This is a genomic window from Candidatus Tisiphia endosymbiont of Beris chalybata, from assembly GCF_964026555.1.
In the GTDB taxonomy this organism is placed as follows: Bacteria; Pseudomonadota; Alphaproteobacteria; order Rickettsiales; family Rickettsiaceae; genus Tisiphia.
In genome coordinates, this window is record NZ_OZ032159.1 from 987,213 (window position 1) to 1,009,352 (window position 22,140).

Genomic DNA, 22,140 nt, shown 5'->3' on the forward strand with positions numbered 1-22,140 from the left:
ACAAATTAACCTGTGGGTTATATTTAGGATATTTTTTGGATCGCAGAATTGGATTTATTTTGAGAAGTAGGGGGCGTGGGATGTATAGCTACTAATACCATGTCCGAAAACTAATCATCATGTCGTCGTATAGCTTATGTCATTATGATGCACACACGATAGTGTGGGGGAAAAGCATAGTAGAGCTGTGCATGCTTTTGAAGATAACTACCCTGTACGCACCTTAATGGACTATACTATATCATAATGACATAAGCTATACTGAAAATTTTATTTCAACAGTTCGTAAGTTTTTTGTGTATCCGAATAAGTACAAATTTGCCCAGTGGGGATATCAAAAAACCACCGATGAATCACTAATTCCTGCTTAATAACTTTTTCATGTATCCAAGGAAATGACAAGCAATTTTGATATGACTGATTCAGAGATAATTTTGCATAATCATCAGCTTCATATTGCTTAAAATTAGGGATTTTGATTAAAGAAACCCAATTAGTTATAAAATCATTTTGCGGCTGCTGCTCGCTATTTAGCAGCATCTTAACCCCCCCACATTGGCTATGACCCAATATAATGAGATGCTTAATTTTAAGGAAACATATACCGAACTCTAAAGCCGCACTCGTACCATGATGCGTATCGTCCTTTTCGTAAGGAGGCACAATATTCGCCACATTACGGACTACAAATAAATCTCCTGGGGCGCATTGCAATATTAAAGCTGGATCCACTCGGGAATCACAACAAGCCACTACCATAATTTTAGGCTGTTGGCCATCACGGTAGAGATTATACATGATAGATTCATCATCGTTAGCATATTTCTTCCTGAACTCTTGATAACCTTTTAATATTTTATTAAAACTTTGTTCCATATAATTCTTTATACTGTTAAATTTATAGTCATTTAGGTTGAATTAGATACTAGGCGCAAGGAGTGAAGCCTAGAAATACTAGGTGAACGACGAGCAACAACGTAGCTAGTTTAACCTAAATGACTATATCAACTATTTTAAGCTTTTGCCGGTAGCCCATCCCAACGTTTCCCTAAAACAACAGGAAGATCAAAAAGATCAAGAATACGACAAACGGAATGATTAATAATATCATCTAAAGTTTGAGGTAAGTGATAAAAAGAAGGGACAGGGGGCACAATTATTCCTCCATAATTTGATACCTTTAACATATTTTCCAAATGGCCCGAATGTAGGGGGCTTTCTCTAGCCATTAACGCAAGCTTTTTGCGTTCTTTAAGGACTACTCCGGCTGCTCGTGTCATTAGATTGTCTTCAAGACCAGTAGCAATCGAAGCAAGAGTTGACATACTACAGGGGGCGATTATCATACCCGATAATAAAAAGGAGCCACTTGAAATTCGTGCTCCTATATCCAAGATATTATAGTTATAATCAGCCAAGTTTCTTACTTGTTCTATGGAATAGTTTGTTTCATGAGAAATAGTAAGATAAGCTGCTTTGGAAATGACCAAGTGACTTTCAACTTTTAATTGCTTTAGCATCTCTAATACTCGGATCCCATATATAGCTCCCGAAGCTCCTGATATTGCTATAATTATTTTTTTTTTGCTCTCAAAATGCATAACTATATTTTTTCCTTTTAAATTATAGCCTCTTATACTAAGATAAGTTTTATAGTGAATTGATTTGAATTAGCAACAAAATTGTGCGGCATTCCCAATAGTAAATTATTGAGATCAATTCAGTTAAGGTCACTATATTAATTTAGAACTCTAGCCTTTATATACTGATTACAAAAGATACAAGAAAGCCTTGATCTTTTGTTAACAACCTAATATTGATACACGTTATAGTAATAATTGAAGACTTTACTTCGATTATATCGATAAAACTTGCCACCGCTCCTCAGCTGCGTCTATGTACCCAGCTCGGCTCGGCTTCGTTTTTCCTAAAAATCCCGAGCGCTTTTTTGACTTATGCAGGAAACCTAATGCCCAATTTTAAATAAATCATGGAGTTGTAAGATGAATATAATCAACCATATACAAAGTCTGCAAAAAAAACATAATAATCTACAAAAACTCATAAATCATGCATTCTTACACTTTCAGGATGATACTCAAGTCAGGAGTTTAAAGAAACAAAAATTAGCTCTGAAAGATAAGATCCTCTCATTGTATACGAATATAAATTAAATCCTTGAGTTTCTTACTACTGCTTTGAGAGCAACTTGTATATACAACTCTTTCAGAACCCAGGAGTATATTAGACCTCTTGCATAACCTAATCTAATTGGTAATTTTGTCGTCAAAACTCCTCTCTGTTCCTCACGTACGTCTATGTACGCTGCGGTACTCGACTTCGTTTCTCCTAAAAATTCTTCAATTATCTTTAGGTTATGCAAGAGGTCTAATATATGTAAGCTGCACTCCTAGCTCTTCTTGAAGTTGACCTTCGTATACCAACTCTTCAGTTACGAGCAGTATATTTCTCAAGCCCCTGAAAATTTTATATCTACTCAGAAGAGCTCCTTCGATCTTTACCTCGAGCTGGTAATTTGGACAATGAATCTAAGGGAGAATCCTCAGCTACGGCCAAGTGCGCTGTAGTTTTGTGTGGCTCAACTCCTTCAAATTCGCAGCTCTGTGCGGGGTGCGGAAGAGATGTAGAGTTTAAGCTTGGTTTCCCAGGTAACTTAGAGTTAATATAATCTAGAAGTGGATAAGGAAATAGGCTGATAATTTTAAGGAGAAAATAGATAATTTTTGGAAATACTATCAAGCCTTTTTTATTATTAATTCCTTGGATTATAATTTTTGCTGCTTGCTCAGCAGAAATTTTAAATGGCATAGGAAATTTATTAAGCTGGGTCATTGGAGTGTCAATATAACCGGGAATCACCACACATACTTGCACCTGAAAGCTTTGAAGATAAGATCGCATGGCTTCACCAAAAATTTTAATAGCGGCCTTACTTGCAGAATATGAAGGAGCGCTAGCAAGAGGAAGTAAACCTGCCATTGAGCTTATGAGTACTATAGTCCCATGTTTACGTTTGATCATTACTGGTAAAGCAGGTAAAATAATATTTAAACTGCCATTTAAATTGGTAGAAAAAATTTCTTTTACTTGAACGGTTGTCTCGGGATGATTTAGAGTCCCTGCGGATACACCTGCTGAAGTTATTATAATATCAATATTATAATTGTTACAAAATTTTTCCATATATGTTTCTGTTAAAATAGCATCTTTAACATCACAAATTACCTCCACTACCTCCGCTTGACGTCGCCTACAAATATCTGCTACTTCCTTAAGTCTACCTTCTGATCTAGCAAATAAAATTAAGCATATTCCTTTATTAGCATATTGCACCGCTAATGCACGGCCAAGCCCGCTAGAAGCACCAGTTATTAGAATTGTCTTATTTTTGCTGTTAATCATGGGCAAATGTTTTTAAAAATACTATTACATCCGCTATATCTTGAGGCTTATTTAACCCCGCAAAAGTCATCTTTGTTCCAGGAAGGTACTGATTAGGCTTATGTAGGAAATGGAATAGGTTTTCCTCATCCCAAATCCCTCCTATATTGGATAAAGCAGTTGAATATTTATAATTTTCTACTTTTGCCTTTTTAGAGCCTACAACATTCCATAAATTTGGCCCAACTTTATTGAGGCCATTCTTATCAAATGTATGACACATTAGGCATTTCTTAATTATATTACTACCAGCTTCAGCATTAGCTTTTTTTATTAATTCTTCTATATTAACCGGTTCAACTGCAGTTGTTTGACTAGTGTCCTCGATGGAACTGTCTGTTATCGGTATACTATAACCCCGGGCTTCAGGGCGTAAAAGAGGTTTATATAGGATATTTGCTATAAATCCGACCATCATTGAAATTAAGCTGGCTAATAAAATAGAAGCGACAATTTTGTTTAACTCTATTCCAGACATATTATTATCTCATAAGAATTATATGATATATTATATTTGCTTTGAAAGGGCTTATGCAAAACTTCGGAGGGCTTTATTAAACTTTCTGCATAAGTCGATCTAGTAGGTGATTTTGTTGTCAAAACTTGCCACCGCTCCTCAGGCTGAGTCCATGTACGCAGCTTGGCTCGACTTCGTTTTTCCTAAAAATCCTGAGCGCTTTTTCGACTTATGCAGAAAGTCTATTAGTACTATGACAATACTATGCCTATGTTTCACTAAAACAAATTTAGTGAAACTAGTCTATAAAGTAAGATAAAAATATAATAACTCTAGTAATCTAATTGTTGTTGTATTGGAGCGGGTGAAGGGATTCGAACCCTCGACTTCGACCTTGGCAAGGTAGCGCTCTACCCCTGAGCTACACCCGCTAAACTCCGATTATGATAATAATCTACTCATAAATTAGTTTTAACATATACTCAATAGATTTCAAGATCCCTCATTAGACCTCTTGCATAACCTAATCTAATTGGTAATTTTGTCGTCGAAACTCCTCTCTGTTCCTCACGTACGTCTATGTACGCTGCGGTACTCGACTTCGTTTCTCCTAAAAATTCTTCAATTATCTTTAGGTTATGCAAGAGGTCTATTTTATTTTACAAGGATGAGCAAGCGCAGTGTATAAAATAGCACATAAGCATACAAATCCCCGATAAAATGAAATTACCATTCTTGAAAGGCAAAGAGATACGAATAAATTCCGTGCCCTTATTAATATTTTCTACATAAGCAACTAAAGGTTCCTTATGTACAAGCAAGGGTTAATGTAAGGATAAATATAAGGAAATACTATAAAAAGATCAAGAAGAAAAGTATCCCCCTTGATAAAATTCTATACCCCTTGTCTTTCTATTATTTGCCCCTTTATTGCCGCAATAGCTTTAGCAGGATTTAAACCTTTGGGACAAGTTTTAGTACAATTCATAATTGTATGACAACGATATAATTTAAAAGGATCTTCCAAAGCACTAAGCCTTTCTCCCCTATATTCATCTCTAGAATCTGCAATCCATCTATAGGCTTGTAAGAGAATTGCAGGCCCTAAATATTTGTCTCCATTCCACCAATAGCTCGGGCAGGAAGTAGAACAGCAGGCACATAAAATACATTCATATAAGCCATCTAATTTTTCTCTATCCTTAAGAGACTGCAATCTTTCACTATTTGAAGGAGCTACACTATCAGTTTTTAGCCATGGCTCTATTGACTCATATTGAGCATAAAAATGAGTCATATCCGGTACTAAATCCTTCACTACCTTCATATGAGGAAGAGGATATATTTTAATGTCTCCCGAGATCTCTTCAATCGGTTTAATACATGCTAAAGTGTTAGTCCCATCTATATTCATAGCACAGCTACCACAAATTCCTTCACGACAGGAGCGCCTAAAAGTTAAGGTAGAATCTATTTCATTTTTGATCTTAATTAAGGCATCCAAGACCATAGGACCAGTTTTGTCTAAATCTAATTCGTAGGTATCAATTCTTGGATTTTCTCCAGAATCAGGGTTGTACCGGTAAATTTTGATATTACGTGGCTTTATTATAGAAGTAGAAGATTTATGCAATACCCCTTGATGAATCCTGGAATTCGGTGGTAACCTAAATTCTGCCATAATCTATTTCTCAATTTTAATGCAAGGAACGCCAGTATATCATACATTATTTATAGCTGGAAATAAATTTTCTGCTTCAGAATTCAATGACCTATCACTTAATAAATTTTTAATCTGCTGTCCTGATAGTGTTTCATGTTCGATCAACATTTTAGCTAATAAATGCAGCTGTTCAATGTGTTCAGTTAATATATCTTTGGCAAAATCATATCCTTTTTCAATAATTTTCTTTACCTCTTTATCGATCGTCTCTGCGGTATGAGGAGAACTATGACTATTCCCAGCTCTTCCATGACTATACAGATCTTCATTAGCTGATCCATAATATATTGGGCCTATTAACTCGCTTAGTCCCCAATCTGTAACCATAGCTCTAGCCATTTGAGTAGCCATTTTAATATCCGAAGAAGCACCAGAAGTAACTTTAGAGGGACCAAAGATAATTTCTTCGGCTACTCTACCAGCCATTGCTACTGCTATATCCGCTTCCATTTTATCACGAGGCATAGAAAACCGATCATTTTCTGGTAATCTCATAACCATACCAAGCGCCCTACCTCTTGGTATAATTGTTGCTTTATGAATTGGGTCAGAAGCAGGGCAATAAAGACCAACTAAGGCATGGCCGCCTTCATGGTAAGCAGTTAATTTTTTTTGCTCCTCTGACATTACCATTGAACGTCTTTCTACTCCCATTAACACCTTATCTTTCGCTTCTTCTAAATCTCCCATATTAACTTCTTTTTTGCCTTTGCGCGCAGCGATTAAAGCAGATTCATTCACTAAATTTGCAAGTTCAGCGCCAGAAAATCCAGGAGTTCCTCTTGCAATAATTCTAGCTAATATATTTTTAGCACATTTTATTTTTTTTAAATGTACTTGTAAAATTTGCTCTCTCCCATCTATATCTGGGTTAGGCACAGTAATCTGCCGATCAAATCTCCCTGGCCTTAACAAGGCGGTGTCTAATACATCAGGGCGATTAGTTGCGGCAATAATTATTACCCCTTCATTATCTTCAAACCCATCCATCTCAACCAACATCTGGTTTAAGGTTTGTTCTCTCTCGTCGTTACCCCCGCCCATGCCAATACCTCTATGACGACCTACTGCATCTATTTCATCAATAAAAATTATACATGGCGCATTACGCTTACCTTGCTCGAACATATCTCTCGTACGCGGCTTGCCCCTACCCCTACAAACATTTCCACAAAATCAGAACCAGAAATACTAAAGAAAGGTACATTAGCTTCTCCTGCGATAGCTTTGGCAAGTAAAGTCTTACCGGTACCTGGAGGGCCAATAAGTAAACATCCTTTTGGGATTTTCCCCCCAAGTTTCTGGAATTTACTCGGATCCCGCAGAAAGTCAACAATTTCAGTTAATTCTTCCTTAGCTTCATTAATCCCTGCCGCACATCTTTAAAGGTAACTTTAGGGCCTTTATCTGAAATTAATTTTGCTTTAGATTTACCAAAACCCATGGCTTTCCCCCCGCCTTGCATTTGGCGCATAAAAAATACCCATACACAGATCAGCAAAATCATTGGGAACCATGACACAAATATGCTAAATAAAGAATTCATTTTTGTATCGGGTGGGCTTACTTCAATATGAACCCCATTGCTACTTAACTTATTAATAAGATCCGCATAATCAGGAGCATAAGTCGAAAAGGTAGCACCATCGCTTAGCGTACCGCTGATTGTTCGACCTTGAATCTTTACAGAGCTGACAGCTTTTTCATCAATTTTTGTTAAGAAATCTGAAAAGGCAATATGGCTTTTCGAGCCCATAAGGCTATCATTTTGAAAAGCGTGGAAAGTAAGTATCATTAAGACAAAAACCGATACCCAAATTAGAATATTTTTACCTTGATTGTTCATCTATGCTAACCTAATAGAAATGTGTAAAACGTGATACAAAGCTAGGGTAAAAACAAACCGCCATTTCCTCCTCCAAGCTTTCATCATTATAATATGATAGATGGGGGATGGCTATAACTTTTTCAAGTATTTTGATTATAGGTAGAGTAAATAAAATTGCCATATGGTTCTTAAAACTGCGATTTTTTAAAGATGTTAGATCTAGATTATTTCTTATTTCAGAATAATTTTTTACTGTTAAATTATCAATAAAATATTTTTTATTTTCTAGTTTTACAATATTATAGTTAAGATTAAAAAGAAACCTATTATCCCAAATACAGTTGTTAATTAATGGTATAGAGGTAGGCCGGTGCCTCCCAAATTCTCGATATACTATAAGATGATCATTAATTTTTCTAATTATACAACCGTGTAATGTTTTGGTAAAATTAGTTGGTTGCTGCAATAATTCGTTTATTCGAGTAATAGCATCTGTTCTACCTTGATAATTTTTGCCACTAATAGTATTAAGGGTAAAGCTAATGACTTGTTTTTTAACCACAGTAAAAAATTCTGTAAATTTTAATAAGTCTATTAGAGCAAACCCCAAACCATAAATTTGCACTGCTTCGGCAATACAAGCAATAAATTCGGGGTGCAATTGTTCTTCTACTTGCTGATTGACTGCTAACTGTTCTTTGATTATTTGAGTTTTTTTATTCTCACCTTCGATATTTAATCTTTTTCTAATAACATTTCGTAGATATTTATTAGATAAATTCGTTTCATCTTCAAACCATTTAATATTGTTAGTAATCAAATATTTAGTTAGTTGTTGCTTTGGGATATTAAATAATGGCCGGACTATTCTAATGTTATTATACCATATAATATAGTGACTACTTAGGCCAAATACACTACTTTTTTTTTCTGATCTTATACAATAATTTTCTATATAATCATCTAAATGATGTGCGGTAAAGAGAGTCAATATATCTAATTTTATACATAACTCTGTCATCAGTTTATAACGAGCTTCTCGGGCCCTGGCTTGTAAATTAGAAAAATTATTTTTAGAATCAAAGTGAAGTTGATAGTGAGAATATCCTAATTTATGGCTCAAATTACGCACATATTCATTTTCTAGCTTAGAATTACTGCGTAAATGATGATCTATAGAAATTACAATTAGGTTGATATTACTGCTTTTTGCCCATTTATGTGCAAGCATCAAAAGCGCTATAGAATCAGAGCCCCCGGAAACAGCTAAAGCGATAGTAGGCGTAGAAAAATCATTGGATACATTAATACTGTCCCCAATTAAATTATTAATATTATTTATGAATTGTTCATATAGCATTTATAAGGTCCAATTAACCAGAACCGGTAAGCCTAACTATGGCCTACTAAGCCATTAGCAAATAAAGCCGGGTCAAACGGTTTTAAATCCTCTATAGTCTCTCCTATCCCTATAAAATATATCGGTAGGTTAAACTTCTGAACCGCTCCCACTACTACCCCTGCTTTAGCAGTCCCGTCTAATTTAGTAACAATTAAGCCAGTAATATTAGCAATAGCCTTAAACTGCTCTATCTGATTGTATATATTTTGTCCGGTAGTAGCATCAATTACTAAAATATTATGATGTGGTGCAGTGTCATCGACTTTCTTAATTACTCGTATAATTTTACCAAGCTCATCCATAAGGTTCTTTTGGTTATGTAATCTGCCGGCAGTATCGATAAATAATACGTCTATATCATTCGTTAGCGCCGATTGCATGCCTAAGTAAGCTACACTTGCGGGGTCTGCTAATTCCTCACCAGTGATAAATACCGCCCCACTCCTCTGCGCCCAACTAGATAACTGACTAACAGCAGCAGCTCTAAATGTATCACAAGCAGCAATGGCTACTTTTTTCCCTTGCTGCGAATAAATAGTAGCAAGCTTACCGATAGTAGTGGTTTTGCCCGAACCATTTACTCCGCAAACAAGAATTACATTAAGCTTTTTGGCTAGTAATTCAAATTCATGTTTTTGATTTAGGAGATTAACGAGTATTTCAGCTAGTTTTCCTTTAATTATCGCCGAGCTGGCCTCAGCATCAAATTTTATGGACCGTAGCTTAGTTATAATTTCAGTAGCTACTGAATGAGTGATATCAGAAGATATTAGAAGCTCTTCTAGTTCGCTTAAAGTTTGTTCATCAAGCTTTTTTTTATAAAATATTTTATCAATACCAAGCGATATTTTATCTGAACTTTTAACTAAAGCTTTTTTTAATTTATTAAATAAAGAAATCATATTATTTCAGCAGCCCTTTTAAGTCTGTCATTAATCGCGGCTCCTATACCGACTTTCGGAATTTTTGCTACCGCAATTGTCGATATTATATTTTGTATAGCGTAATGATCCAATAATCTAAGCTTTAAATATAGATTTGCTGCCGCTTCAATTAAGTTACCATTTATACTTAAATTAACCGAAAAATTACTACTAAGTCTACTAGCAGCAAAATTAAGCCCTATTTCACCCTCTTGTAAACTGTCTGCGTTTATCCTTAACCTTACCTTCGGTGAATAATGTCTGAGCAACATACCAGGCGCTTTGACTTGAATTGAAGCGGCGCATGGCATGAGTCTTCTACCAACTACTTTTTCTAAGGCTTCGCTAGTAATAAAACCCTCTCTTAAAATAACTAAATCAGCAGAGGTAGTATCTACTATAGTTGACTCAAGTCCATATTGAGATTGATATCTGTCTTCTATTAAAATAAAAACTTCTTTCTCATGTAAGAAATGTTCTTGCACATGTTGCAGAGTAGTAGAACTTATATAACCAGAAGGGTTAGCGCTAGGAGCCGCTATTGGTACCCCAGATTTTGTGATTAACCCCAGAGCAATATCATGTGAAGGGCAACGCAAAGCGACAGTAGTAAGACCAGCTACTACAGCTTTAGCTATTTTCGCACTGCTCTTTACTGGTACTACGATGGATAAAGGCCCTGGCCAGAACATATTAACCAATTTTAACGCATCTTCACTAAATTCTCCAATAGTTTGAGCTTGTTCTAGACTCTTAACATGGACAATTAAAGGATTAGTATTAGGCCGACCTTTAATCCTAAAAATTTTTTGGCAAGCAGCTTCATTGGTAGCATCCGCCCCTAGTCCATATACAGTTTCTGTAGGAAAAGCTACTACATTACTTGATTTAATAAAATCAACCGCTTGGTCTAATTCTTTATGGATAATAGCTTTATTATATTTTATTAGACTCATAAAGTATTGAAGTTTGCTAATTTGTTAAATAACTGTTTAATCATTTGAAGTAACAACAAACGATTATTAGCAATAATGGGATTAGAATCTTTTACTAATAAGTTATCAAAAAATTCATTGATAGGCTTTAATATTTCTAGCAATATAGTAAATGCTGCAGAAAAATCTTTTGCCGCCATATAGTGATCAACTTTCTTAGTAATATATTTTAAGGAGGTAAATAGCTGCTGTTCGTAATTAGAAACAAAAGCCTCTTGATTAACTTCTTCTTCGCACGCTACACCTTCTAATATATTATTAGCTCGCTTATAAATAGTTAATAAATCATTACCGTTTATTTCCCCCAAAAGTTTTTGCAGAGCGTCAATCTTTAGGCTACTTATTACTAGATCTTCTTCTATATTGAAGTCAATTATAGCATTAATTAGCGGCATATTATAGTAATCTTTAAAATAATATTTTGCTCTTTCTTCTAAAAAAGCTAAAATTAATTGGTTTTTTTTAACCCCCAAGTTTTCTTGAGGTAAAAACTGATATAGAGAAATAGTGTAGGCAACTAATTGCTTAATATTGATCTTTAATTTATTACCTAAAATTATTCTAATAATACCCGCAGCTTGCCTCCTAAGGGAATAAGGATCTCTAGAACCACTGGGTTCTTCTCCTATTAATATTAGGCCAACTAAACTATCTAATTTATCAGCAATAGCTATTATTGCAGCTTCTGTTGTGGAGGGCAAATTATCCTTAGGCCCTTGGGGCTTATAATGATCCTTTATTGCTACTGCAATATCATTGCTTAATCCTTCTGCTTTAGCATAATAGTATCCCATAATTCCTTGTAACTCTGGAAATTCTCCAACCATTTCACTTAGCAAGTCACTTTTACAAAGCCTGGCTGCTATTTGTAGATTCTGATTGCTAGGGCTAATAAACTGACAAATACTAACAATTCTGTCAATTTTTTGCCTTATAGTACCAAGCTGCGCATGAAATGTTAGTTGTTCCAGTTTCGGTAAACGTGCTTCTAAGTTATGCGCCAAATCTTGCTGGTAGAAATAAAGAGCATCTGATAAGCGGGCAGATAATACTTTTTCATTGCCTCTAACTATCATATCGCGATTATGAGGCATGTTACTCACAAAAAGGAAATATGGAGCAAAATTACCAAACTTATCAAAAGTGCTGAAATATTTCTGATGAGTTCTCATAGAGCTAATCAACACTTCACTAGGTAATTTTAAAAATTTTTCTGGAATTTTTCCAACCATCACCACCGGAAATTCTACCAGCCCTGTTACTTCGTCTAACAATCCATCATTTTCTTTTATTATTAAATTAAGCGACTGAGAGATAGAATCTAACTGTTTTTTAATTAGCTCCTTACGTTCTACCTGACTTAAAATAACACTAGCTTCCCGTAACTTCTGCTGGTACTCCGTAAAATCTCTGACCACTATTAAGTTAGGGTTAATAAATCTATGCCCAAAAGTAGTATTATTAGCAGTTAAATGGCCATATTTTATAGATAGTACCTTCCCCTCAAATATACATAAAATATTCCTAAGAGGCCTTACCCAACTTATATCATAATTTCCCCACTTCATAGATTTGGGCCAAGTATATTTACTAATTGCCTTAAGGATTATCTCAGATAGCAAAGCACGTGTATCGATTGCCTGAGTTTGTTTGACAATTATATAATATAACTGCCCTTGCACTAAGTGGGTCGATAATTTTTCTTTCTCAATATTATTTGATCGACAAAACCCATTTATAGCTACTTCTGGCGCAGAAACTTTTGGGCCGCGTATTTCTAGTAATTTAGGCTGGATAATATTAGGTAAATTAATAATGTGACAAGCTATTCTTCTTGGGCCAATATATACTTGAACTTCTGCAACCAAATCATTTTCTTGTAAGATGGTAGTAAATATCTCCTTATAACCCTCAGCAGCAGCTTTTTGCATTAAAGCTGGTATTTCTTCACTAAAAAGTTCTAATAACAACTCACTCATAAATTAATTTTTTATGTTCATTTTTAATCTGTATGCGAATCTAGACCCGCAAGAGTACTAGGATCCAATACTTCATCTGTAGCCTTAGAAGTGTATTATTCTCATTTAGTGTGCTATTTAATTAAACCAATCTCTTATGACGATATTTAGGAGTATTAACATTCTCCCCTGTTAAAGCCCCTATATAGTCATGATAATCTTGATAATTTCCTTCAAACCAAGTAGCATTCCCCTCTTTATCATAGGAAATAATATGTGTGGCTATCCTATCTAAAAACCACCGATCATGGCTTATTACTAAAACACAGCCAGCAAAATCTAAAATTGCATCTTCTAAAGCTCTTAAAGTATCAACATCAAGATCATTTGATGGTTCGTCAAGCAGTATAACATTCGCTCCTTCTTTTAGCAATTTAGCTATGTGTACTCTATTACGTTCTCCACCTGAAAGTTGCCCTACTTTTTTTTGCTGATCTCCCCCTCTAAAATTAAATGCTGCACAATAAGCCCGACTTTTCATTGATTTAGGCCCCAGCTGTAAATCCTCAAGCCCTTCAGAAATCTCGTCCCATACAGTTTTATTGTCATCTAAATGATCTCTTGATTGATCAACATATCCAAGTTTAACTGTTTGCCCTAATTTGATTTCCCCCTGGTCTGGCGATATTTTACCGGTAATAATATTAAATAAAGTAGATTTTCCTGCCCCATTTGGCCCAATTATCCCTACAATAGCACCAGGAGGAATTTTAAAGCTAAAATCTGATAACAGCACTTTATCTCCAAATCTTTTAGCTATATGCTCAGCTTCGATCACTAAATCTCCAAGGCGAGGGGCCATTAGGTATAATAATTTGCGCGATTCCGGTATTTTGTTCCTTTTGCCTAGTTAACAACTCTTGATAAGCAGTAATTCTTGCTTTACTTTTTGTCTGCCTAGCTTTTGGTGATTGGCGTATCCATTCAAGCTCCCGTTTTAATTGTTGGTTTCGTACGTCTTCTTCTTTATCCTCAAGCTCTAATTTCGCCTGTTTTTGTTCAAGCCAAGCAGTATAATTAGAATGCCAAGGAACACATCTACCGCGATCAACTTCTAATATCCAATCTGTTACATTATCTAAGAAATACCGATCATGGGTAATCACTACTACTGTACCTTTATAACTTTTTAAATAATTTTCAAGCCAAGATACTGATTCAGCATCTAAGTGGTTAGTAGGCTCATCCAATAATAACATATCAGGTTTTTCTAGTAAAAGTTTACATAAAGCTACTCTCCTCTTTTCACCGCCAGAAATTTTCATCACATCCGCATCTTTATCAGGACATCTCAAAGCAAGCATAGCAATATCTATTTCTCGCTCTAAGCTCCACGCGTCACAGCTATCTATTTTTTCTTGAAGATTCGCTTGTTTTTCTAAGAGTTCGTTCATTTCATTGTCCGACATTTCTTCTGCAAACTTATGACTTATTGCATTAAACTCATCAATTAACAGCTTTTTCTCTTTTAAACCTTCCATAATATTTTCAAATACGTTCTTACCTGTATCTAAATGAGGTTCTTGCTCTAAATAACCAACTTTGACACCGCTTGCCACAAAAGCTTCGCCATCATATTCTCTATCGATACCAGCCATAATTTTCACGAGAGTAGATTTTCCTGCTCCATTTGGCCCTATTACACCAATTTTTGCTCCTGGTAAGAATGATAAATGGGTTTCTTTTAAAATTTGTTTACCATTAATAGTTTTACTTAAACCATTCATAACATAAACATATTGATATGACATAATGCTTAATCCCTTATATTTTTATACGTAACATATTATACTCGAGTGATCTCTCAAGTTAGATTTTATTTTGAATGGCGAATGCGCGCAGCGTATATGTAAGTATAGCGTGGGGTATTTAGCTATACGCGAGCTCACGATAAAATAAAAAAACAATTCTTGAAAGACGGGTGGTATATATCAGAGCTTTTTACTTAAGATAATAGCCAATTTACACATTGATTTTATAGCGTTTTTTATTAAGGAAATCCCTAGAATTTCTTCATTTCCATGCTCTAAAGCTATATCTTTGTGCTCTATTTCCTCTAATTGAAATTGTTTGATATTAGCTAATAAATCCTGCGCAATATCATTATCTTCTAGGTAATCTATCTGAGTTTGGTAATGCTTTTCAATAACTTCTTCTACCGCTTGCGTTAGCAACATAGTTGTTTTAAGCCCCATTAAAGCTGATACACTACCTAGCAGATAACCTGTAATATGCCAAAATGGTAGCAAGATAGTAGGTCGGATATCTTGCTTTATTAAAAGAGCCTCAAAATATTGAAGATGTAATTCTTCCTGCTCTAACATATGTTTTATTGTAATATAATCTCTTTGATTTTTAATATAATTTAATTGTCCTTGGTAAATCCTTTTCGCTCCATATTCTCCTGCATGGTTTACTCTAACCATTTCTTCTATGATATCAACTGAATTAGTAAAATCCGGTCTTGCCATTGTGATTTAATATTTACTTTAAAATTATTATTTTATTCACATACTAACTCTAAGCTAGATAAAATACGCATAAATCAAGCTATATATTGCTCGTGCTTCAAGAATTGGATTTTATTTTAAATGGCGAGCGTTTGCTGCGTACATGCCAGTACGTGAGCACGTGAGTCCATGATAAAATAAAATCCAATTCTTGAAAGACGAGTAGTATATATAAAAATTTTGTCAATACAACCAAGCTGGAAGTAGAGTTTCTATCACAAAAATATTAAAAATACAACGGGGTCTTTCTGATTATTATTTTACTCGAGTTCTATTAGTGAATATACATTTAAATTGACAATTTACTACTATGTAACTATAAAGAAAACTTATTATTTTAATACCGCAGTTAATTAGCTAAATAAGTACAAAAATATATATAGTCAATATTAAATCAAAAATATATTTTTATTATTTATTAAAATTTTTCAACCCGCAAGAGTAAATTTATGAAGCGTACATTTCAGCCGAGCAACTTAGTGAGAAAAAGAAGACACGGTTTTAGAGCCAGAATGGCAACGGTGGGCGGCAGAGAAATACTAAGGAAGCGCCGTGCTAAAGGTAGAAAAAGACTATCAGCGTAATTAAATTTGTTCATTACCTCTTTAAAAAATCAAAAAGAATTTGACTTAGTTAATAAATCAGGGAAGAAATTTCACTGTCCTTATTTTATTGCTATTATCACAAAGGATTTTTCAAAAATCTCCTACCATAAATTAATAGACCAAAATATACTCCTCTCAGATGATTTTGCTGCTAGGCGCGATGGAGCGAAGCCTATAGATAATGCTCGAGCATTGAGCAACGACGCATGCAAATTCATATCAAAGGAGTATAATAATATATTTTATTTTGGAATGAAAGTAGGGAAAAAATTAAGCAAATCTGCAGTTACCCGTAATAAAATCAAAAGACGCATTAGACATTTGGTCCGGCTTTTAGTTAATAATTCAGGACATACAGATAATAACTCAGGACGTACAGGCAGTAAAAATCCTCTTTCGAAGATAATTCAGCAGCATAATTGGGGAATGATTATTATACCCCGTAAAGGGTTTGAGAAATTTTTATTTGCTCACTTGTTAGCAGAGCTGGAAAAAATATTTTCTAAATTATACTGTTCATAAATGTAGAGTTGGTAGACAATAGAATCAACTTTAAGAATATATATACTCGGTGAACTTCAAGAATTGGATTTTATTTTAAATGGCGAGAGAGCGCAGCGTACTAAAGCACGTGAGTCCATGATAAAAAATAAAAAAATTTTTGAAAGACGAGTAGTATATAGGTCTATTTGAAAGCTATGCAGCACTAATCCACTGATAGGAGCTGCTATCACTAAATATTTGTCGTAACAGTTCATTATTTAAAGAATGGCTGGTTTTATAACCATGAATGTTAGATATGATGTGGGCTCCTGTAGTATATAAATCTCCAAAAAGATCAAGAAGTTTATGGCGCACAAATTCATCTTGATATCTTAATCCCTCATGGTTCATTATAATATCTCTATCTATCCCTACAGCATTATCAAGTGAGGCACCACGTGCTAGCCCTTTACTTTTAAGATATTCAAGTTCATGAATAAAACCAAATGTCCTAGCATCAGCAATATTATTTTTAAAAGATTCTTTTTCAGAAAATACTAAATTTTGTTTTCCAATAGCTTTACTAGCAAAATCTATAGTCAAGTCAACAATCATATTATCAGAAGGGCTACATATTAGCTCACAATCTTTATGACTTACTCGAACCTCTTTCAAGATTTTCAAGTATTTCTTTGGAGCTTTTTGTAATAATTTGCCAGCATATTCTATCATAAACATAAATGGCTTACTGCTACCATCCATTATTGGTACTTCAGGCCCATCAATTTCTACTATCAAATTGTCTATACCAGATCCCCAGAGAGCGGCCAATAAATGTTCTATAGTAGAAACAGACACCTTGTGCTCATTTTGGATAGTAGTAGATAAAGTTGTATCTGAAACATTTAGATAATTAACTGGGATAGAATTAAGCTCTTGTTTTACATCAGTTCTAATAAAAATAACTCCTGTATTTTTCCTTGCTGGTTTTAACGTTAATTGAATAATTTTACCGGAATGGACTCCCACTCCATAACAACTTACTGGATTCAATATCGTTAATTGCATAATTCCATCTATTCTATTTATAAAAACTTTAAGCAATTCTAATTCCTTAATTATTAACATGCAAGTTACATTATGTTACAAAATATTTCACTACATTTTTTTATTAATATATTCCATGGATTTTTCTAGGTTCTGTGGAGGTTTCTATGTAATGAGTCAATTTTATAGGCACTTTCTCTCGTAGAACCGCAGCATACTAATGGCATCTGAGGGTGCGAGAACGAAAATAATGACCAGATCTAGCATTAGATAGAAATGTTTAAAGACTTAAATTTTTGAAATTATTCTTTTTTTGATCATAGTAAATTTTCATAATCAAGGCAGCGGTTTCTTCTATAGACCTTCTTGTAACATCAATTACTGCCCAGCCTTTTTGTTCACAAATTAATCTTACTTGCATACATTCTTCTTGGACTATTCGATAATTAGTATAATTAGTATCCTCAGTTACTTGCAATGAATTTAACCGAGTTTCTCTTATCTCAATAAGTCTAATGGGATTAATAATTAAACCTACGACCAACGGGATAGTTATTTTGTCAAAAAGTTCTAGAAATGGGTAGCCATGTATGTAAGGGACATTTGCTGTCTTAAAACCATTATACGCTAAATACACCGAGGTAGGGGTTTTGGAAGTTCTAGAAGGCCCTATTAAAATAATATCTGCCTCATCTAATTCATTAACCATTTGCCCATCATCATGTCGAAAAGTGTAATCAATAGCATGAATTTTATCAAAATAACTTTCATCAAATTCTTGGTCGTACCCCAAATTACCTTCTATTTCTATCCCTAGGAACACCGAGATTTCTTTTACTATTTTTCCTACTACAGAGATACAAGGGATTTTTAAGCTATAACAAAATTTACTTAACTCTTTTCTTAGTTCAGGATTCGAAATAGCATATAATACTACCCCCGGCTTACTTTTAATTTTATTTAAAACCTCACGTAATAAGGTCCTATTCCTTATTAATGGCCAATGGTACAATTTAGACTCAACTTTATTAAATTGTAATAAGGCGGTGTTGGCTACATGCTTGACTGTTTGTATTGCCGATTCGGAAACCAGATGAATAATTAACTTTTTCATGACATATATAACTTTTGTGGATAATTTTTTACTATTGTTAATTTTTATATATTATAAATAATTAATTACTCCCCTGCATATAGTATATCTAACATAGCTACGGGGTAATCCACATAATAATATGTTTATGTGGATAATTTTGTGTGTAAATAACGAGAAACCGCTTATCCTTCTTGTTTTCCCATTTTATACACAAAAATAATAAGTAATTATCCACCTTAAAAATAATTTTAGCAATTATGTGAGTAATAGTTTTAATTGCTAAAATAATAAAGCTTTTAAAAGATATGTAAATGTAGATAATTTTGTGTATATTTAATTAATATACATATTACGCAGCTCTACAACTACCTAAAATAATATTATAATATTATTAATTATAGAAGAACATATGAAACAAATACTGCAAGTTTTTGAAAAATGCAATGTTAAGCCCCCTATTTGGTTAATGCGACAAGCAGGAAGACATTTACCAGAATATAGGAAGACCAGGGATACGGTTAACAACTTTCTTGAGTTATGTTATGATGTTGAAAAAGCAGTAGAAGTAACATTACAACCAGTAGAAAGATATAACACTGACGCTGCTATAATTTTTTCTGATATTTTAATATTACCTGATGCCTTAGGATGGAGGGTAGAATTTGCCAAGGAAGAAGGACCTATATTACAGCAATTTCAAAATGAAGATGATTTTAAAATTTTTAAAGAATTAGATAAAGAAAAATTGAATAAAATCTATGAGATAATTAGAAAGGTTAAAGCTAGGCTAAGTCCTGACAAAGCATTAATAGGTTTTGTAGGAAGCCCTTGGACAGTAATGACTTATCTTCTAGAAGGGAGAGGTAAACAGAATTTTCAAACAGCTAAAAACTTTATTTATAAAAATAATAAATTAGCTCAAGAACTTGTAGACTTTATTACAAAAAAAACTATTATTCATTTAATTGGCCAAGTAGAAGCAGGGGTCGACTTAGTCCAATTATTTGATTCCTGGGCAGGAATTCTTGGAGAAAAAGAATATGAACAATTTATTATTCAACCAACTAAAGAAATTGTCAAAACTTTAAAAGAAAAGTTTCCTACTTTACCTATTATAGGGTTTCCTAGAGGCTCAGGGTTTTTATACGATAATTATATTAATAATACTGGAATAAGTGCTATAGGAGTAGATCAATTTGTACCAATTAGCGTAATGAAGAATTGGAGCAATAAAATAGTAGTGCAAGGAAATTTAGATCCTTTACTATTACTTACTGATAAAGAAATTATTGAAAAAAAAGTAAGAGAGCTAGTTACAAGTTTCCCAGAAAGAAATTTTATTTTTAATCTTGGGCATGGAATTTTACCCAATACACCAGTTGAAAATGTTGAGATTTTAGTTAATTGTGTTAGAGAGTTTAATTACTAGACCTTTTTTGAGCCTCGCATCAAGCAAGGAATCTAAAGGAGATGAGCTGGGTAGAACCAAGGGGCACTTAGGGGCAACTGAGAATCCTCGTCTAGGTTCGAACTATAGATCACCAGCTCGATGCGAGGCTCAAAAGGGGCCTACTGAAATAATTAAAAGAAAGATAGCTATTGTACTTCTGAATCTAGGGGGGCCTAGCAGTTTAAGAGAAGTTAAACAATTTTTATTCAATTTATTTTACGATAAAGCTATTATTAATCTTCCTAATCCATTAAGGTTTATCATTGCTAAACTGATTTCAGTTATTAGAGAAAAAAAATCACAGCACTTATATTCTTTAATAGGGGGAAAATCCCCAATTTTACAAGAAACAGAACTGCAAAGACTAGCTATTACTGCAAAATTAAAACAAATTTTAAATGAAGACTTTGATGTCTTCATAGCAATGCGCTATTCTTCTCCAGGCTCAAAGGAGGTAATAAAGAATATAATGAAATATAACCCTTCAGAAATTATATTACTGCCTTTGTATCCTCAATTTTCTACTGCGACCACTAAATCTTCGGTTGAAGATGTTATGTCTTCTCTAGCTAAAAATAAACTTACTCATATCCCAGTAAAAACTATTTGTTGTTATCCTATAGATAGTGAGTTTATTACTGCGCATTCATCGATAATAAAGCAAGCAATAGAAAACTTAAAAAATAAAGAAAATTATCGTATTTTATTTTCAGCCCATAGTCTTCCTGAGAAAATAATAAAATCAGGGGATCCTTATCAATGGCAAGTTGAAAAAACAGTGGAAAAAATATTATTTCAGGTTAATATAGAGGATTTAGACTATAAAATAGTTTATCAAAGTAAAATTGGTCCAGTAAAGTGGCTTGGACCAAGCACAGAAGATGAAATTGAGAAGGCAGGAAAAGAAAATAAATCTCTAATAATAGTACCAGTAGCGTTTGTCTCAGAGCATGTAGAAACGTTGGTAGAATTAGATATTGAATATATTAATATTGCTAATAAATATGGAATTGAATATGTAAGAGTTCCCGCTCTTGGGATAAATAAATTATTTATTGATAGCTTAACTAAAATGGTATTAAGATTAGTTAAACAAGAGGGGAGTAAAGATATAAATCATCTAATAGTTAGTTCAGTTAATAAAAAACTATGCCCTTCTCATTTTACTATGTGTTTATGTAATTATAAAAATTAGGTACAATATGGCTAGTTACTACTTATGGTTTAAGGCCTTCCACGTCATTTCAGTGATTTGTTGGATGGTTGGGTTATTATATTTACCCAGATTATATGCTTATCATGCTAAAGCTACGATAGGCAGTGAGAGCGATAAAACTTTTCAACTAATGGAAAGTAGATTACTTAGGATCATTATGAACCCCGCAATGATCACCACTTATATGCTAGGCCTAACAAACGCTTATATATATGGAATAGTTGCTTTAGGTACATGGTTTCATATAAAAATGACAGCGGTTCTAGGCCTTACAGTTTTCCATGGATTACTGGCTAGGTGGAGAAAAAACTTTATTAATGGAAAAAATCTTCATACAGAAAGGTTTTTTCGTACCGTTAATGAAGTACCAACAGTTTTCATGATATTAGCAGTCATCATGGTTATTGTTAAGCCGTTTGATTAGCCCTAAAAACTGGAGGGGAGGAAGATGAAATTATCTTTAACTAATAGCGTATACTGCTCGTAACTGAAGAGTTGGTATACGAAGTTCACCGAGTATACATATTAGTATGTAAGGAGCGAAACGTAGATGATTAAGTTTTCGGAAATGGTATAACTCAAACTTCTTTCCCTCTTTTATAATGGGACTTCACCCACCGGTAATACTTCACAGCCCCCTATAGGGTTAGGGTGGCCGTTATGAGGAAAATTGGCAACTTCTAGTTCTATCCCCCCTGAATCTTCTTGATGGTTATCCTGATTTAAAGGGCAACGCCAAAATACTACACAACCTATTATTGTGAGTACACATATACTAAACACTAATAGTGATAAAATAATCATATTATGTAGGGGGTTTTCAGGTGAAACCTCTCCAAATTGATAGGATTTAGTAGAAAGATCTAATATATTATTGCTTGAAGACGGTGCTAAGGATGATATATTTGATAGCATATTTCCTCTT

20 protein-coding genes, 1 tRNA gene and 4 pseudogenes are annotated in these 22,140 nt (G+C 34.0%); 7 read left to right on the forward strand and 18 right to left on the reverse strand.

What is annotated here, in order from left to right; all coding sequences use genetic code 11:
* Window positions 1-270: 270 nt before the first annotated feature.
* Together AAGD44_RS04780 and AAGD44_RS04785 are read right to left on the reverse strand one after the other, a co-directional pair.
* Entirely contained in the window at window positions 271-876 is a 606-nt protein-coding gene (locus AAGD44_RS04780; protein WP_341763615.1) for a carbonic anhydrase, read from the reverse strand.
* Window positions 877-1,013: 137 nt separating this feature from the next.
* A complete protein-coding gene (locus AAGD44_RS04785) occupies window positions 1,014-1,601 on the reverse strand; it encodes a UbiX family flavin prenyltransferase (protein ID WP_341763616.1) in 588 nt (195 codons plus the stop codon).
* 402 nt (window positions 1,602-2,003) lie between these two features.
* Here AAGD44_RS04785 and AAGD44_RS07825 point away from each other — a divergent pair, with 402 nt between their 5' ends.
* The gene (locus AAGD44_RS07825) at window positions 2,004-2,174 is read left to right on the forward strand and encodes a YdcH family protein (RefSeq protein WP_410520972.1); all 171 of its coding nucleotides are present in this window, start codon (window positions 2,004-2,006) and stop codon (window positions 2,172-2,174) included.
* Here the strand turns inward: AAGD44_RS07825 and AAGD44_RS04790 are convergent.
* The 13 genes and pseudogenes from AAGD44_RS04790 to AAGD44_RS04850 all read right to left on the reverse strand — a co-directional run bounded on the left by AAGD44_RS04790 (window position 2,171) and on the right by AAGD44_RS04850 (window position 15,279).
* The gene (locus tag AAGD44_RS04790) at window positions 2,171-2,383 is read right to left on the reverse strand and encodes a palindromic element RPE1 domain-containing protein (protein WP_341763617.1); all 213 of its coding nucleotides are present in this window, start codon (window positions 2,381-2,383) and stop codon (window positions 2,171-2,173) included. The two genes, AAGD44_RS07825 and AAGD44_RS04790, sit on opposite strands and share 4 nt — an antisense overlap.
* A gap of 110 nt (window positions 2,384-2,493) precedes the next feature.
* Entirely contained in the window at window positions 2,494-3,423 is a 930-nt protein-coding gene (locus AAGD44_RS04795) for an SDR family NAD(P)-dependent oxidoreductase (RefSeq protein WP_341763618.1), read from the reverse strand.
* On the reverse strand, window positions 3,416-3,940 hold the full coding sequence (locus AAGD44_RS04800; protein ID WP_341763619.1) for a cytochrome c family protein: 525 nt from the start codon (window positions 3,938-3,940) through the stop codon (window positions 3,416-3,418). Before AAGD44_RS04800 ends, AAGD44_RS04795 begins: the two co-directional genes overlap by 8 nt.
* Before the next feature lie 335 nt (window positions 3,941-4,275).
* Window positions 4,276-4,350 (reverse strand) — tRNA-Gly (locus tag AAGD44_RS04805).
* A 51-nt stretch (window positions 4,351-4,401) separates the two neighbouring features.
* A complete protein-coding gene (locus AAGD44_RS04810; protein WP_341763620.1) occupies window positions 4,402-4,563 on the reverse strand; it encodes a palindromic element RPE1 domain-containing protein in 162 nt (53 codons plus the stop codon).
* A 251-nt stretch (window positions 4,564-4,814) separates the two neighbouring features.
* Window positions 4,815-5,600, reverse strand: coding sequence for a succinate dehydrogenase iron-sulfur subunit (locus AAGD44_RS04815; protein ID WP_341763621.1), 786 nt, complete (start codon window positions 5,598-5,600; stop codon window positions 4,815-4,817).
* 57 nt (window positions 5,601-5,657) lie between these two features.
* A pseudogene (gene ftsH / locus AAGD44_RS04820) lies at window positions 5,658-7,488 on the reverse strand (ATP-dependent zinc metalloprotease FtsH); the annotation flags it as partial.
* Between the two features lie 10 nt (window positions 7,489-7,498).
* Window positions 7,499-8,830 carry a tRNA lysidine(34) synthetase TilS gene (tilS, locus tag AAGD44_RS04825; protein WP_341763622.1) on the reverse strand — a complete coding sequence of 444 codons (1,332 nt, stop codon included), beginning with the start codon at window positions 8,828-8,830 and terminating at the stop codon, window positions 7,499-7,501.
* A 32-nt stretch (window positions 8,831-8,862) separates the two neighbouring features.
* Entirely contained in the window at window positions 8,863-9,774 is a 912-nt protein-coding gene (gene ftsY / locus AAGD44_RS04830) for a signal recognition particle-docking protein FtsY (protein WP_341763623.1), read from the reverse strand.
* Window positions 9,771-10,751 carry an L-threonylcarbamoyladenylate synthase gene (locus tag AAGD44_RS04835; RefSeq protein WP_341763624.1) on the reverse strand — a complete coding sequence of 327 codons (981 nt, stop codon included), beginning with the start codon at window positions 10,749-10,751 and terminating at the stop codon, window positions 9,771-9,773. Before AAGD44_RS04835 ends, ftsY begins: the two co-directional genes overlap by 4 nt.
* The gene (gene glyS / locus AAGD44_RS04840; protein ID WP_341763625.1) at window positions 10,748-12,769 is read right to left on the reverse strand and encodes a glycine--tRNA ligase subunit beta; all 2,022 of its coding nucleotides are present in this window, start codon (window positions 12,767-12,769) and stop codon (window positions 10,748-10,750) included. Before glyS ends, AAGD44_RS04835 begins: the two co-directional genes overlap by 4 nt.
* Window positions 12,770-12,890: 121 nt before the next feature.
* Window positions 12,891-14,559, reverse strand: a pseudogene (ettA, locus tag AAGD44_RS04845) (energy-dependent translational throttle protein EttA).
* 180 nt (window positions 14,560-14,739) lie between these two features.
* Window positions 14,740-15,279, reverse strand: coding sequence for a demethoxyubiquinone hydroxylase family protein (locus AAGD44_RS04850; RefSeq protein WP_341763626.1), 540 nt, complete (start codon window positions 15,277-15,279; stop codon window positions 14,740-14,742).
* Window positions 15,280-15,767: 488 nt separating this feature from the next.
* Here AAGD44_RS04850 and rpmH point away from each other — a divergent pair, with 488 nt between their 5' ends.
* From rpmH to AAGD44_RS07835, 3 genes and pseudogenes are all read left to right on the forward strand, one after another.
* Window positions 15,768-15,902, forward strand: coding sequence for a 50S ribosomal protein L34 (rpmH, locus tag AAGD44_RS04855; RefSeq protein WP_341763627.1), 135 nt, complete (start codon window positions 15,768-15,770; stop codon window positions 15,900-15,902).
* A 6-nt stretch (window positions 15,903-15,908) separates the two neighbouring features.
* Window positions 15,909-16,205: pseudogene (locus AAGD44_RS07830) on the forward strand (hypothetical protein); the annotation flags it as partial.
* Window positions 16,206-16,445: pseudogene (locus AAGD44_RS07835) on the forward strand (ribonuclease P protein component); the annotation flags it as partial.
* Window positions 16,446-16,619: 174 nt separating this feature from the next.
* On the opposite strand, the gene lpxC reads toward AAGD44_RS07835, so the two are convergent.
* The gene (gene lpxC, locus AAGD44_RS04865; protein ID WP_341764682.1) at window positions 16,620-17,477 is read right to left on the reverse strand and encodes a UDP-3-O-acyl-N-acetylglucosamine deacetylase; all 858 of its coding nucleotides are present in this window, start codon (window positions 17,475-17,477) and stop codon (window positions 16,620-16,622) included.
* A gap of 256 nt (window positions 17,478-17,733) precedes the next feature.
* Window positions 17,734-18,567: a pyruvate, water dikinase regulatory protein gene (locus AAGD44_RS04870; protein WP_341763629.1), complete on the reverse strand. Its 834-nt coding sequence runs from the start codon at window positions 18,565-18,567 to the stop codon at window positions 17,734-17,736.
* Between the two features lie 391 nt (window positions 18,568-18,958).
* Between AAGD44_RS04870 and hemE the strand changes: the two genes are divergently transcribed.
* The 3 genes from hemE (at window position 18,959) to hemJ (ending at window position 21,639) form a co-directional block, all read left to right on the forward strand.
* The gene (gene hemE / locus AAGD44_RS04875; RefSeq protein ID WP_341763630.1) at window positions 18,959-19,978 is read left to right on the forward strand and encodes a uroporphyrinogen decarboxylase; all 1,020 of its coding nucleotides are present in this window, start codon (window positions 18,959-18,961) and stop codon (window positions 19,976-19,978) included.
* A gap of 151 nt (window positions 19,979-20,129) precedes the next feature.
* On the forward strand, window positions 20,130-21,194 hold the full coding sequence (hemH, locus tag AAGD44_RS04880; RefSeq protein WP_341764683.1) for a ferrochelatase: 1,065 nt from the start codon (window positions 20,130-20,132) through the stop codon (window positions 21,192-21,194).
* A 7-nt stretch (window positions 21,195-21,201) separates the two neighbouring features.
* Window positions 21,202-21,639 (forward strand): protoporphyrinogen oxidase HemJ, encoded by a 438-nt coding sequence (gene hemJ, locus AAGD44_RS04885; RefSeq protein WP_341763631.1) that lies wholly within the window; start codon window positions 21,202-21,204, stop codon window positions 21,637-21,639.
* A gap of 173 nt (window positions 21,640-21,812) precedes the next feature.
* Here the strand turns inward: hemJ and AAGD44_RS04890 are convergent, their stop codons facing one another.
* Window positions 21,813-22,130, reverse strand: a complete 318-nt coding sequence (locus tag AAGD44_RS04890; RefSeq protein WP_341763632.1) for a hypothetical protein — start codon at window positions 22,128-22,130, stop codon at window positions 21,813-21,815.
* Between the last annotated feature and the right edge of the window lie 10 nt (window positions 22,131-22,140).